This window comes from Corynebacterium sp. MSK310, assembly GCF_030227355.1.
Lineage (GTDB): Bacteria > Actinomycetota > Actinomycetes > Mycobacteriales > Mycobacteriaceae > Corynebacterium > Corynebacterium rhinophilum.
This window is the reverse complement of record NZ_JASPFZ010000007.1, coordinates 18,048-31,047: the sequence shown is the minus strand read 5'-3', so window position 1 is coordinate 31,047 and position 13,000 is coordinate 18,048. Positions and strand designations below refer to the sequence as shown.

The 13,000-nt window shown below is 60.0% G+C and carries 9 protein-coding genes; 2 read left to right on the top strand and 7 right to left on the bottom strand.

Annotated elements, in window-relative coordinates:
- Nucleotides 1–2 precede the first annotated feature (2 nt).
- The 4 genes from trpCF to QP891_RS06695 are packed head-to-tail and all read right to left on the bottom strand — an operon-like array spanning nt 3 to nt 4,643.
- Complete coding sequence (gene trpCF / locus QP891_RS06710; RefSeq protein ID WP_284770806.1) at nt 3–1,430, bottom strand: bifunctional indole-3-glycerol-phosphate synthase TrpC/phosphoribosylanthranilate isomerase TrpF; 1,428 nt, start codon at nt 1,428–1,430, stop codon at nt 3–5.
- A 23-nt stretch (nt 1,431–1,453) separates the two neighbouring features.
- Nucleotides 1,454–2,473, bottom strand: coding sequence for an anthranilate phosphoribosyltransferase (trpD, locus tag QP891_RS06705; protein WP_284770807.1), 1,020 nt, complete (start codon nt 2,471–2,473; stop codon nt 1,454–1,456).
- The gene (locus QP891_RS06700) at nt 2,473–3,120 is read right to left on the bottom strand and encodes an anthranilate synthase component II (RefSeq protein WP_284770808.1); all 648 of its coding nucleotides are present in this window, start codon (nt 3,118–3,120) and stop codon (nt 2,473–2,475) included. The genes trpD and QP891_RS06700 overlap by 1 nt, the downstream gene beginning before the upstream one ends.
- Complete coding sequence (locus QP891_RS06695) at nt 3,117–4,643, bottom strand: anthranilate synthase component 1 (protein WP_284770809.1); 1,527 nt, start codon at nt 4,641–4,643, stop codon at nt 3,117–3,119. The genes QP891_RS06700 and QP891_RS06695 overlap by 4 nt, the downstream gene beginning before the upstream one ends.
- Nucleotides 4,644–4,953: 310 nt before the next feature.
- Here QP891_RS06695 and QP891_RS06690 point away from each other — a divergent pair, with 310 nt between their 5' ends.
- Both QP891_RS06690 and QP891_RS06685 read left to right on the top strand, forming a co-directional pair.
- Nucleotides 4,954–6,429: an NAD-dependent succinate-semialdehyde dehydrogenase gene (locus tag QP891_RS06690; RefSeq protein ID WP_284770810.1), complete on the top strand. Its 1,476-nt coding sequence runs from the start codon at nt 4,954–4,956 to the stop codon at nt 6,427–6,429.
- A gap of 239 nt (nt 6,430–6,668) precedes the next feature.
- Nucleotides 6,669–7,832 (top strand): MFS transporter, encoded by a 1,164-nt coding sequence (locus QP891_RS06685; protein ID WP_284770830.1) that lies wholly within the window; start codon nt 6,669–6,671, stop codon nt 7,830–7,832.
- Between the two features lie 26 nt (nt 7,833–7,858).
- On the opposite strand, the gene QP891_RS06680 is transcribed toward QP891_RS06685, so the two are convergent.
- The 3 genes from QP891_RS06680 to QP891_RS06670 form a co-directional block, all read right to left on the bottom strand.
- Complete coding sequence (locus QP891_RS06680) at nt 7,859–8,491, bottom strand: MOSC domain-containing protein (protein ID WP_284770811.1); 633 nt, start codon at nt 8,489–8,491, stop codon at nt 7,859–7,861.
- Between the two features lies 1 nt (nt 8,492).
- Nucleotides 8,493–11,078 carry a hypothetical protein gene (locus QP891_RS06675; protein ID WP_284770812.1) on the bottom strand — a complete coding sequence of 862 codons (2,586 nt, stop codon included), beginning with the start codon at nt 11,076–11,078 and terminating at the stop codon, nt 8,493–8,495.
- 267 nt (nt 11,079–11,345) lie between these two features.
- Nucleotides 11,346–12,800 (bottom strand): alkaline phosphatase, encoded by a 1,455-nt coding sequence (locus tag QP891_RS06670; protein ID WP_284805935.1) that lies wholly within the window; start codon nt 12,798–12,800, stop codon nt 11,346–11,348.
- Nucleotides 12,801–13,000: the final 200 nt, after the last annotated feature.

The following is a 13,000-nucleotide window of genomic DNA, read 5'->3' as shown; positions in this document are numbered from 1 at the left end:
GGTTAATCTTTCTTGTCAGGTTCATTGAATAATCGGATGGTGCGGAAGGCTTGAGAAATCAGGGCGGCGTCTTTGTCCCCGGGGTGTGTTTCTAATCCCGAGTTCAGGTCGAGCCCCGCTGTTCCCACTTGGAGCGCGCCATCCAGGTTGTCGAGGTTGAGGCCACCGGCCAACAAGCTGTGGGCTTTGATGTCGTCCGGGATTTCTGACCAATCAAAGCTGCGTCCGGTCCCTCCCCTACCCGAGTCGAGCACGAGGCGGTCAACCCGTCCGGCAAGCTGCGGCGCCATTTCTACCCACTGGGGGTTGGTCATATCGATGGCCCGCCAGACTAATTCTGCGTCGGTGTCCGCGAGGGCCGCGCGGGTACGGTCGATGAAAGCTAGCTCTCCATCCACGCTGCCTTGGAATGGGGCGTGCAACTGAATTCCGGACAGCCCACGGGTTGCCGCTATCTCTCGCAATTCGGCGGGGTCGTCGCTGCGGCTCACTGCTACGAAATCCAAGTCGGGTTCGGCGGCGATGATTTCCTCGGCGGTTTCACGTGAAACATTTCGCGGGGAATCTGGGGCGAAGATGAGCCCTCCGTAGCGGGCACCGGAGGCGCGGGCGGCTTGGGCGGTGGAGGCGGCGGTGAGTCCGCAGACCTTATTCGCACCGAAGAGCAGATCCCGGGCGGCGCGGTCGATGTCCTTGTGGGAGGTCAGTTGGGAGCCGACGAGGAAGGCGTTGGCGTGGGCGCCTAAACGTCGGACGGTGTGGTTATCGCGAATGCCGGATTCGGAAACGACCACTTTATTGTCAGGCACGTACCCGGCGAGTTGCTCGGTGCGGGAGAGATCGATGCTCAAGTCATGGAGGTTGCGGTTATTAATACCGATGATCTCCACCCCGAAGGACAGGGCGCGGTCCACCTCTTCCTTGGTGATGGCTTCAGTGAGAACGTCGAGCCCTAACTTATCTGCCAAAGCCTTCAGCTGCGCAAAGGTCTCATCATCCACGATGGACATCATGAGCAAAATTGCATCCGCGCCGTAGTAGCGCGCGGCATAAACCTGAATCGGATCGACGATGAAATCCTTGCACAATACCGGCAGGTGTGTGGACTGGGCCACGGTCTGGAGGTGATCGTAATCCCCGCCGAACCGCTCGGGCTCGCACAGTACGGAAATTGCATCCGCATAGCGGGAATAGATGCGCGCGATATCGCCGGGGCGGTAATCCTCGCGAATCATTCCGAGGGATGGCGACGCAGACTTGCACTCCATGATGAAGCGGTTAGTGCCATTGAGCGCGGCAAAAAGCGAACAACGGGACGGCTCAAGCCTGTCTACGTCTACGTGCGCGATGCGTTCGCGAATGCCGGCAAGGTTTGTGCGGCGCTGAGCCACAATCCCCTCGAGCACCGTCGGCAGTTTCTCTTCTGTCATTTCTTATCCCTAGTGTGGTTTCTTTAGTATTCGGCTTCCTCGTGGGTGCGCAGCCAGCGGTCCACGTCCCCGCTATCGATGAGCCCCTTGGCGTGCGCGACGCCCTCCGCAATCGTTGCCGCGGTGCCACCCAGATAAAACATCGCTCCAGCCGATGCCGCGACCGCATCATAGTGCGCCGGCTTACCCGAGCCATTAAAGATGGCGCGCACGTGCTCGGCATTATCTTGTCCGTCGCCGCCGGCGAGCTCACTGAGCTCATGCTTGGCGATGCCCAGCGCCTCCGGCGTTAGCTCATAGTGCGAAATTTCGCCGTCCTTTAGTTCCCAGACCTGTGTGGTGCCGTGGGTAGCGATTTCATCGGTACCCGCACCGTGGACGACGAGCGCCCGTGTGCGCCCCAGCTCCCGGAAAACTTCCGCGATCATGGGGCCTTGTGCTGGGTTGGCGATGCCCATGATCTGAAGCTCGGGGCGGCCCGGGGAGAGCAAGGGCCCCAAGGTATTGAAAATGGTGGAGACCCCGAGCGCCTTGCGCACCGGTTGCACGTGGGCCACGGCCGGGTTGTAGGCCGGAGCAAAGAGGAAGGTGAAGTTGGAGGCTTCGAACTGCCGGACGGCGCGATCCACGTCGAGGTCCAGCGGAATATTCAGTGCCTCAAGCACGTCGGCAGAACCGGACTTGGAGGAGACGGATCGATTGCCGTGCTTGACCATCCTCACTCCCCCAGCGGCGGCGACTAAGGAGGCGGCTGTCGTGATATTGATGGTATTCGCGCCATCGCCGCCCGTCCCCGCGGAGTCCATGAGTCCCTTTCCGGTAATGGGAAATGGGTGGCCAACTTTCAGGAACGCCTTGGCGGCGCCCGTAATATCCGCGAGGGTCTCGCCGCGGGTGCGGATATGTGTAAGCAGCGCGGAGATTTGAATATCGTCGTAATCGCCCACGGCAACTGGGGTGAAGACCTCGGTGGCCTCCTCCACGGTGGGCGCGGGATTATCCAGGAAGGCTTGCAGTGTTTTCAGCGGGCTCTGGTTCGTCATTAGTCTTTTAGCTCCATAGTGGGGTGAGTGGATAGTCGGTGAATGCAACGGTTCAGCATGTCTGGGCCACGAGGAGAAAGAATCGACTCTGGGTGGAATTGCATCCCCAGCGCCATTCCATCGTCCGTTTCGGCCGCCATCGCGATGGTGCCGATATCCGCCTTCGTCTCCGCGAGCACCCGCATGCCGGCCGGCACCTGCGTGCACCCCAAGGAGTGATACCGCGCCACCGGGACCTGGGTACCGGGGACGCCGGGCTGGGCGGGGTCGGCATCGGTGGCTAGGCCGGCGAAGACTGGGTGGGCGGTGCCGGCATCGGTAAGCGTCATGGGCATGGACTTACCGTGCACCGGCCCGCAGGGCCCTACCCCGCCCCCGTGGTATTCCAGTAGCGCCTGGAAACCTAGGCAGACGCCGAGGATGGGGATGGTGCCCAAGGTGGCATCGATAAGCTCCATCATGCAGCCAGCATCGCGCGGATGCCCAGGGCCCGGGGAAAGCACAATAATATCGGGCTCGGCTGCGAGCACCTCCGCGACGGACACGCTGTTGCGGTAGACGGTGGTGCGGTAGCCGGCGAGGGCGTCGACGAGGTTATAGACAAAGGAATCGTGGTTATCGAGCAGAACCACATGCGGCGAATTCATCGCTGTACCTCCAGGGTGGCGTTGTGCGCGAGGGCAATGGCGTGGAGAACGGCATAGGCCTTGTGCAGGGTTTCATCGGCTTCGGATTGCGGGACGGAATCGTGCACTACCCCGGCACCGGCTTGAACAGCAGCCGTACTGCGGTGCACGAAGGCGGAGCGAATGACAATGCAGGTATCCATGGCGCCATCGCCGCGCAGGTACCCCACTGCGCCGCCGTAGGAGCCACGGCGTTTGTGTTCGGCTTGGCGGATGAGCTCGTTGGCGCGTAGCTTGGGCGCGCCGGTCAACGTTCCCATGTTCATGCAGGCGCGGTAGGCATCGAGGGCATCGAAGTCTTTGTGCAAGGTGGCGGTCACGCGGGAGACCAAGTGCATGACCCGCGAGTAGCGGTCTACTTGGAGCAAGTCTGCTACCCGCCGCGTGCCGGGTTCTGCTACGCGGGCGAGATCATTGCGGGCGAGATCTACCAGCATGGTGTGCTCGGCTAGCTCCTTGGTGTCCGTGCGCATTTCGAGTTCGTTGCGAATATCTAATTCATCATTGATGGTGCCGTCCGGGTTGAGCCCGCGGGGTCTGGTTCCGGCAATGGGATAGAGCTCAACCTGCCGCGTCTCTGGGTCAAACTTCAAATTGGACTCCGGTGATGCGCCGAAAAGCTCGTAATCTTCTCCCCGGAGATAGAACATATACGGCGAAGGATTGGTCTCACGGAGTTGGCGGTAGGCCGCGAAGGCATCGGGGCAGTCCACGGTGAATGTGCGGGCGGGGACAACTTGGTAAATATCGCCGGAATCAATATTGCTCTTGAGCCGCGTTACCTGTTCGCAAAACGCGGCATCGTCAATATCCGCGGTTGCAGTCAAGGTACCCGCGGGCTGGCTGGGCTCTAGATCCTCTATCTCGGCTACGGGTGTACCGGCGAGCGCATCGAGCGTGTCTTCCAAGCGGGCTCGGTCGATATCCCAGCCCTCTACGTGCGCCGTCTGCGTTAGGTGGTCCACCGCGAGGACGGTTTGGGCGACGAGGAATTCATAATCGGGAAACTTATTGGGCCCCTCGCCTACCTCAGGCAGGTTTTCAAAAGTGGCCAAATAGTCATAGGCAAACCCGCCGGCGACGAAGGGCAATAGGGGCGAGGAATAGGAATCATCGCGCTGCAGTGTGCGGAGGATATCCGCCGTTGATTCATCTAGGAGTCGTTGCCGTTCATCGGACTCGTTGGAGGGTGAGAACTCAAAAACAATTTCCGTGGTTTCACGTGAAACAATCCGGTCTGTAAAGCGCGATTGCAGCATGGTGATGAGCTGCTCCCCCGCTGGGCTGAGCGCGAGGACGCGAACCCGCTGGCCGGTGCAGGTGACCTTTGCCGCGGCATCAAGCACGGCCAGGCACGTGAGGTTTTTCTTGGTTTCAATATCAGCGCTTTCCAATAATAAGGAATCGCTCGACCGCGCCAAGCTATGAAATAGCGCTGAGGCATCCCGGCAATAGGCAATATCGCGGGTGGCGGTGTATGTCATTGCAGTGCCCTTTCAGGAGTAACTGAGGAACAGAGTGCGAGGGACCCGAGGTATCCGCGAGCAAAGGCACTGAAAACGCCGAAAGGCCCGCAGAATGCGAGCCTAAAAATGGGTTGCGAAGAAAGGCCCGCGAGTTACGCGCGCCACCACCAACGAGTAGTCATTTTCTTCATGGGCACTAGCCTAGCCTAAATTTCTATAGCGCGGAAGAAACAAGTGAAAAATATTCAATCGGTATCTAATAAGTGGTCTTCGCGTCCGTTAAGGGTAATGTGGTGCAGGTCTATATCTTCAAGAAAGGTGACGATAAGTGAGTATTAATATCGAAGAGGTAATTGCAAAGGTTCCCACCCAATTGCTTATCGGTGGTGAGTGGCGCGATTCCACCTCCGGTGAGACTTTTGACGTAGAAAACCCAGCGACGGGCGAGAAGCTGGCGACGCTGTCTTCCGCAAACTCGGATGATGCGATTGCTGCCCTCGACGCTGCCTGTGCCGTGCAGGATGAATGGGCACGCACCACGCCGCGCGAGCGCGCGGAGATTCTGCGCCGAGCATTCGATCTAGTACAGGAGCGGGCGGATGAATTCGCAGCACTGATGACGCTAGAGATGGGTAAGCCCTTCGCGGAAGCTAAGGGAGAGGTCACTTATGGCGGCGAGTTCCTGCGTTGGTTCAGTGAAGAAACGGTACGCGATTACGGCCGCACCGCAACCGTCCCCGAAGGCACGCTGCGGATGATCACCCGCCGCAAGCCGGTGGGTCCCTGCCTTTTGATTACCCCGTGGAACTTCCCGTTGGCCATGGCTACCCGCAAGGTGGCTCCGGCGGTCGCAGCAGGCTGCACGATGGTGCTCAAGCCGGCCAAGCTGACTCCCCTGACTGCGCAGTACTTTGCGCAGACCATGATCGATGCTGGGCTTCCAAAGGGCGTGCTTAACGTCGTTGCCGGTAAGTCTGCATCTGCAGTTTCGGAGCCATTGCTTGCCGATGACCGCTTGCGCAAGCTTTCCTTCACTGGTTCTACCCCAGTGGGTCGGACCCTTTTGAAGGGCGCGGCCGATAATGTGCTGCGTACCTCCATGGAACTGGGCGGCAATGCCCCATTCATTGTCTTTGAGGACGCAGATATTGACCAAGCAGTCCAGGGTGCGATGGGCGCCAAGATGCGCAATATTGGCGAGGCCTGCACCGCGGCTAACCGCTTCTTGGTCCACGAGTCTGTTGCCGAGGAGTTCTCCGAGAAGCTCGTTGCGGAATTCGAGAAGCTCAATTTGGGCAATGGCATGGACGAAGGTGTTACCTGCGGTCCGCTCGTCGAGTCCAAGGCTTTGGAGAGCATTGCGGCACTGGTGGACGATGCTGCAGAAAAGGGCGCTACCATCGCCACCGGCGGTAAGCGCGGGGATGGCGCCGGCTACTTCTACGAGCCAACAGTGATTACCAATGTTTCACGTGAAACACGCGTCGCCCAGGAAGAGATCTTCGGCCCAGTCGCCCCGATTATCACCTTCAGCACCGAGGAAGAAGCGCTCGAGATCGCCAACGATACCGAGTACGGTTTGGCGTCTTACGTCTTTACCGAGAATTCCGACCGCCTGTGGCGCATCGCCGATGGCCTAGAGTTCGGCCTGATGGGCTTCAACGCCGGCGTTATCTCTAACGCCGCTGCCCCCTTCGGTGGCGTCAAGCAATCCGGAATGGGCCGCGAGGGTGGCGCGGAAGGTATCGAGGAATACACCTCCGTGCAGTACCTGGGCATCCGCGACCCTTATGCCAACGCTTAGGCCTTCAATCGGCAACGCAATCACTGTTTAGAGCGCGCTTATAGCCGTGTTTGATTAAACATTTAAGTGCCAGCGGCGTATACTCACTCCCCGCATAATTGTGATTGCTTTCCTTCTCCCCGCACGCGGCCCTTTTGGGGCCGTGCGCGGTTGGGAGGATTTTTTATTTTTAATTGGAGTGAGTCTTGTCAACAACGAATTCAGCGGCTCAGCCGCCATTGGTTACACCCACGTTCCTGTTGGCGTGGGTGGCTAATTTTGGCCAGTTTCTTGTCTTCTACTTAACGGTAACGACCATGGCCCTGTATGCCGTCGAAAGCTTCGGGGCCTCCGATACCGTCAGCGGCTTTGCCTCTAGCGCCTTTGTTTTGGGTGCGACGTTCATGCGCATCTTCTCTGGCTGGTTGGTGGACCGCGTGGGGCAAAAGCGCGCCGCCCTGACCTCGCTGGCTTTTGTCAGTATCGTGACGGTGGGCTATTTCGTGGTCCATAACGTGGCCGTCCTCATCCTCGTGCGGCTGCTTCACGGCGCAGGCTATGCGTTGACCTCTACGGCGCTCATGGCCGTTGCGCAGTCCGTCATCCCCCAACAGCGCCGCGCGGAGGGCACCGGCTACTTCGCCCTCGGCACTACACTTGCCACCGCCTTTGGCCCGGCAGTGGGCTTGTTCTTGGCCAATAATATTGGCTACAACACCCTCTTTGGGGTCGCCCTGGGATCCAATATCGTCTCCCTCGTGCTGGCGCTCGTATTGCGCTACCCGGCGGAGCTCGATGAAGAAAAGCCCGCTTTCAAGCTGCGCAATGCCGTGCACCCCAACGTGGTGCCCATTGGTATTTTCATGCTCCTGGTGGGCATCGCCTACTCCGGCGTGGTCACCTATCTCAACGCCTATGCGCGCGAAGAGGACCTGGCCACCGGCGCCGGCCTCTTTTTCATCGGCTACGCCGTAGTCATGCTCATCATGCGCTTCTTCTTGGGGCGCATCCAGGACCACAAAGGCGACAATTCGGTTATGTACCTGGGCCTGGTGTCCTTCGCCATCGCCCTTATCATCATGGGCTTTCCCAGCAATGACGTCATGCTCGTGGTCGCGGGTGCATTTACGGGCATGGGATACGGCACGCTAAGCCCCGCCTGCCAGGCCATCTCGGTGCGCTCTGTATCGGCTGCCCAAATAGGCGCGGGCATCTCCACGATGTTCCTCTTGATGGACTTCGGCATCGGCCTCGCCCCCTTCGGGCTTGGCCCCATCGTGAGTGCCACTGGCTTCGATACGATGTACCTCATCCTCGCCGGCCTCATCGTCGTCGCGGCGGTGTACTACTACATGGTGCACGGCCGCTACCCCAAGGCGAAGGCGCCCGTTATCAGCGCCGCAGAGGGCACGCAGACGGCCTAAAGCGGCACAGGTATTTGGCTCCGGGTTTATACCCGGAGCTTTTTTGCGTGCTGGGGCGGCAAGCACTCGGCATCGACCACGCGCCGGGCCATCGCCCGGTCCCCCATCTTGGCCGCAAACGCCATGCGCATGGTGATATCGTGCGCGGGAGCGGGGCCGCAGGTGATGGCATCCCCAGTAGAAATGCGCCCGGGCGAAATGACGCGGAAGTACACGCCGCAATCGCCGCGCGCGGTCCACCGCTTGAGCCAGCCCTTCTCCTGCACCCAGCCGGAAAAGGTTGCGCATGGCTGGCGGGGTACGGAGACCTCGAGCGTAGTCGTGCCGATGTGGAGGCGTTGGTTGATAAGCAGCGCGGAGAGATCAATGCCGCGCGTAGTGAGGTTTTCCCCAAAGGCCCCTGAATTCAGCGTGCGGCCCAGCGAATCCTCCCAATAATCTAGCTCCTCGCGGGCATAGGCATAGACCGCTTTGTCACTTCCACCGTGGTGCTCGCTATCGCCGATAGAATCGCCGCGCACGCCAGAGCCATCGCCGTAATTGGGGCCAGGTGCGGAAACATCGATAAAGTCTTGCGGGCGCTTGTCGATGCCCGAAAACTCATGCCTCCCGCTCGGATCCGGCCTGCGTACGGCGACGTTGGTGGAAATAACCTGCATATCAGTCACTGTAGTCGCGGGTAAGGGCCTCCGCAGTGAGAATATCCCGGTAAAACAGCTCCGGAGCCAGCGAGACCGCCTCCGCGAGCTGCGGGAGGGCATTATCTAGCGCGGAGGCCACGGCCGCATCCGTCAGCTTCCCATTGGCCACCCCACGTGCGGCAATGGCAAAGACATAAGAAATAAACGGCATCCAGGCAGAGCCGCCAAGATCAGTGTTTCCATCCCCAAAGGCGTCCAGGGCGAGCAGCGTGTGCAATACCGACTTATCTACGCCCAATTGCTGCAGCGTCACCCGCAATTGCAGCGCGGTAGTGCGCAGGTTGGACATGGTCCCCAGGCGGGTCAGCGCCAAGTCGTTATCGAAGCACTCGCGTAGCGCGGCGATGCGGTGGGCGTCATCGCACAGCTGCGCGCTGTCTGAAGCGGGCGTTGGGGCCTCGCCGGTGGCGCTCATGAGCAGCATAGGGCGGGTGACATCGTCTACTCCCGTGGTGGCCGTCCGCCACAGCGAGGGGGAGCCGGAGTGTTCCACGTGGGCCTGGTTGGCATCGGCAAGCGCGGCGAGCACGGAAGAAGGTTCCGCGGCCTCTTTCCCATCGCTACTAAAGGAACGGGTAATCAGGCCCGTGCGCACCAACGCGCGCATGCGCTGGCCGCGCTCGAAGTCCACCTGCATGAGCGCATCAAGGCTGGCGCGCGGATCGGCCTCGATGTTCTTGATAACGCCCTCGAAGGTCTCCTTGGCCTTGGGAGCGAGGCGGCGCAGGGCGGCATAGTTCTCCCACGTGCCGGCGGTATTCTCGCTCTCGCCGTCGTGGAAGATGATAAGCGAGCTTGCCGGTGGGTACTGCGGGGCGGCGAGATCGCTGGCCGGTTCATCCTCGCGGAAGTCCACGATGAGATCGCCAGCCTCGTGCAATTCCTCCGGTAGCTCGAAGCCCTCCTCCACCGGCTCCAAGGGCAGCGGCTCGCTGGCGGGGTTGCCAAGCGGCCACGCCCAGGCCAAAAGCTCCACTTCTTCTTCGTGGGTTTGCTCGGGTATCAAGATGCCATCTTCGATGGTGGCGCGGGCGACCAGCGGCGCCTTGCGCACCGTGGCGATGGCGGCATAGATCAGATCGTTTGCCGCGGTTGCCTCGTATTCCATCACGCGGCGGTCCATGCTGCGCTTGAGGTGCGCCGCGCGCTCCTTATCCGGCAGGCCCTCCAAATACTCCTCATAGGACAGTGTGGACCACAGGAGGTAGAGCTCCAGCGAGGACTTCTTGGTCAGCGCGGCCTTGAGGGCGCGATTCGGCACGGAGAGCGTGGTCGTCGCCTCCGTCGAACCATTGGCGGTCACAAGATCCCGGATCTTCTGGTTCTTATCAATGACCACGAATTTCGCCAGGGGTAGCGGCTCCGGCGAGTGCACCGTAAACAGCGCATCCGCATCCAGCTGATCCGCCAGGATGACCTGCTTATCCATATAATCCACGGGCTCGGCCGCGGTGCGCTTCACGCGCGTGCGGATGGTCGCCGGAATGACCTCAAAGGTCAGCTCGTAGCCGGCCTCGCTGCTGATGGTTTCCTCGCGCACCGATTCGTCTTCGCCAAATACGCGTTGGCCCTTCTCCATGTGAATGGGCTTATCGGGGGACGAGGCCAAGGCATAGCTAAACGGCGAGAGGTTACCCAGGGCGTCGATGAAGCGGAAGTTGGTGCCGCGGGGCCCCTCGTTCTTGGAGCGCATGTGGAGGGTTTCGGCAAAGTTGAGATAGTGGACATCGACAAGCTCCTCGCCCTTGTACAGGCTAAAGCGATACCGGCCCACCCAAGGGTCTTCGAAGACGTCACCGGGTAGGACTTCATGGATTCCCTCCGGCAGCTCATCTTCTAAGATTTCTTCTTCTTCCCCACCGATGGGGACATAGGTCAGCTGCAGGTGAAGTGGGGTATTGACCAAGAGGCGCGGGGATTTCGTGTACACCAGCTCGCCGTCCAGCCCGCGCGCGTTGGGCAGGGACTTGACCGCCATATCCCAGGAAAAATCCGCGCTCTCCGCAACGGTGATGGTGGCCTTGTCTTGGCGCGGCACAGCGATGGAGAAGGAATCTTCTGCCGCTACCTCAAGGATGGACCAGCCTTCCCACGCGCCATGCGGGCGCGGCTGGTTCTCCGGGGCAGGTGTTAGCTGCGTGCCGTTCGGCGCGATGAAGGTATACGCGCCCTGCGGGATGGGCTGCGTGCTATCGACGGGCCGGTGCGCGGAATCGAGCAGCAGGCCGCCATTGGCAATACCCGCAAACTCCAGCGTTTGTTCCGCAAACGTTACGGCAAGGTGGGTAAAGGCCTGCGGCATGGACACCCACAGGCCAGGTTCCTCACTGGCGACGTAATAAAACTTGCGGCTGACCTCCGTGCCATCCAGCAACTGCGTGGTCACGGTCCATTGGGGGTCTTCCGGTTCATAGGCCGCGCTCACGGCTGGCAGGTAAAGCTCTAAAGTATCGGTATCCGGCGCGAGGCGAAGATGCGGAACCCCCTGAAAAACCGCCGCGTCTAGAAAAGATGATAGCTGGCTACGAAACTTCTCCTGGCTCATTTACACCAGCCTAGATCATTTTTGAAAAGATGTGGATTCTGCAGGCAGGGGGCAAAAAGAAGGCTTTCACCACCGAGGGTGATGAAAGCCTTTGCGCGCGATTGATCGCGTGGACTAGTGGAAGAAGTTCCGCCAAGCATTCGGGTTGATGGTGATGATGCCCAGCTTTGCGCCAAGAAGGCAATGGCCCCGATGGCTAGAGAGGCGATACCGGCACCCGCGATGCCGGCGAGGAGCCCGCTCTTGGAGGAGCCGTCACCGCCGTTGTCATTGTTGCCGGGGCTGATCGGATGCAGAATCGTCTGTCTGCTCGTTTCCGCCCTGGTCATCATGCTTTATCCACCATTCATTCAAGGTGAGCTTGGCCAAGGTGGTGTTATCGATGTAGTCACCGCGCACGGGGTCGGTGTGGGTGGCCTTCGCGCGAAGGGCCTCAGAGCCAGCACCCTTGAAGAAGAATGGGACGAGCTGATTGGTGTGCTGCGTGGAGTACCACTGGTGACCAGAGGGCAGGGTGTTGCCACCGCCACCATTCATGGAGTTGAACTTGCCGTCTGAGCGCTCATTGGCGCCGGAGAGGTATCCCGTTTCGTGGTCAGCGGTAACGACCAGCAGGGTCTCGTCCCAGGAGGAGTTTTCTTCTACCCAGTCGATGGCGGCATCGACGGACTTATTGAAGTCCTGTACCTCTTCGATATCGCGGGCGGATTCGTTGCCGTGGCCGCTCCAGTCGATGGCACCGCCTTCGATCATGACGTGGAAGCCCTCGTCATTTTGGCCCAGTGCGTTGAGGGCGCCGGTGGTCATGGTGGGAAGATCCACGACTTCGTTGAAGGGAATGTCAAAAGGTTCCGCGGACTCGCCGGTGCGCCCCTGCTGCAAGGTAGAGGCCACAGGGGCCAGGCCGAAGTACTTCTCCCCCGCGGCGACATCGCCTTGGGCCAAAGCCTCAAATTGCTCCTTGGTTTCTGCGTAGTTCCAGTCGGACTCGCCGGACGATAGCTTGTTGTAGACCTCTTCAGATAGGTACTTGTACTTGGCCTCATCCTTCTTCTTATTGTCATCGTCGTAGAACGGGTGGCCGGCACCCATGATGACATCGAGATCAGAGTTGAACATCTCATCCGCAATCTCCAGGTAGTTACCGCGGGAAATGTTGTGTGCCGCCCAGGCAGCCGGGGTGGCGTGGCTAAACGGCACGGAGGAGACCACGCCGGCGGACTTTCCGGCCTTCTTGGCGCGCTCGGAGGTGTTTTCCTGCTCGTGGCCGTAATCGTTCACGCCCAGCTTGCCGTTATCGGTCTTCACGCCGGTGAACATGGCGGTGCCGGCGGCAGAGGAATCGGTGTATCCCTTATCCACGTACTCGTGGGTTGCCCACGCCTTTTGTGGGTCATAGGAAGAGTTATTTGGGTAAGTGGTCATGGACAGGCGGTTGAAGTCTTCGAAGCGCTGCACGGATTCGCCATCGAGTTCTTCTGGTCCTTCGGCGCTAAATGCGCCATCGACCAGGTACTTGGACTGGCCGGTTTCGTAGAGGTTGTTGAAGGCCACGTGGCCGTAGCCCATGCCATCACCAATCATGTAGATGATGTTCTTTGGGCCCTGGGATTCGGCGGCGGTGGCTGGAGCAATTGCGCCAGCGGTAGCTACGGTCGTAGCTACGGTCGTAGCTACGGTCGTGGCTACGGCAGCGGCGCCAATGCGGAGAGAAGTGCGCATGAATTGTTTTTTATGGAGGTGAGAGACGAAGAGATGGTGGCCCTGCAAACAAGAGAGAAATCACCCAGACATGGCTGGGTGCAAAGCCTTGAGTTGAAGATAAAGGCGCGATTCAACCACGAAAGGAACTGCGCGTTAATAGTTCCTAAACACTGCCGGAACATCCCGTAGCGCGCCTTACTCTTTGCCCCACTCCCCCG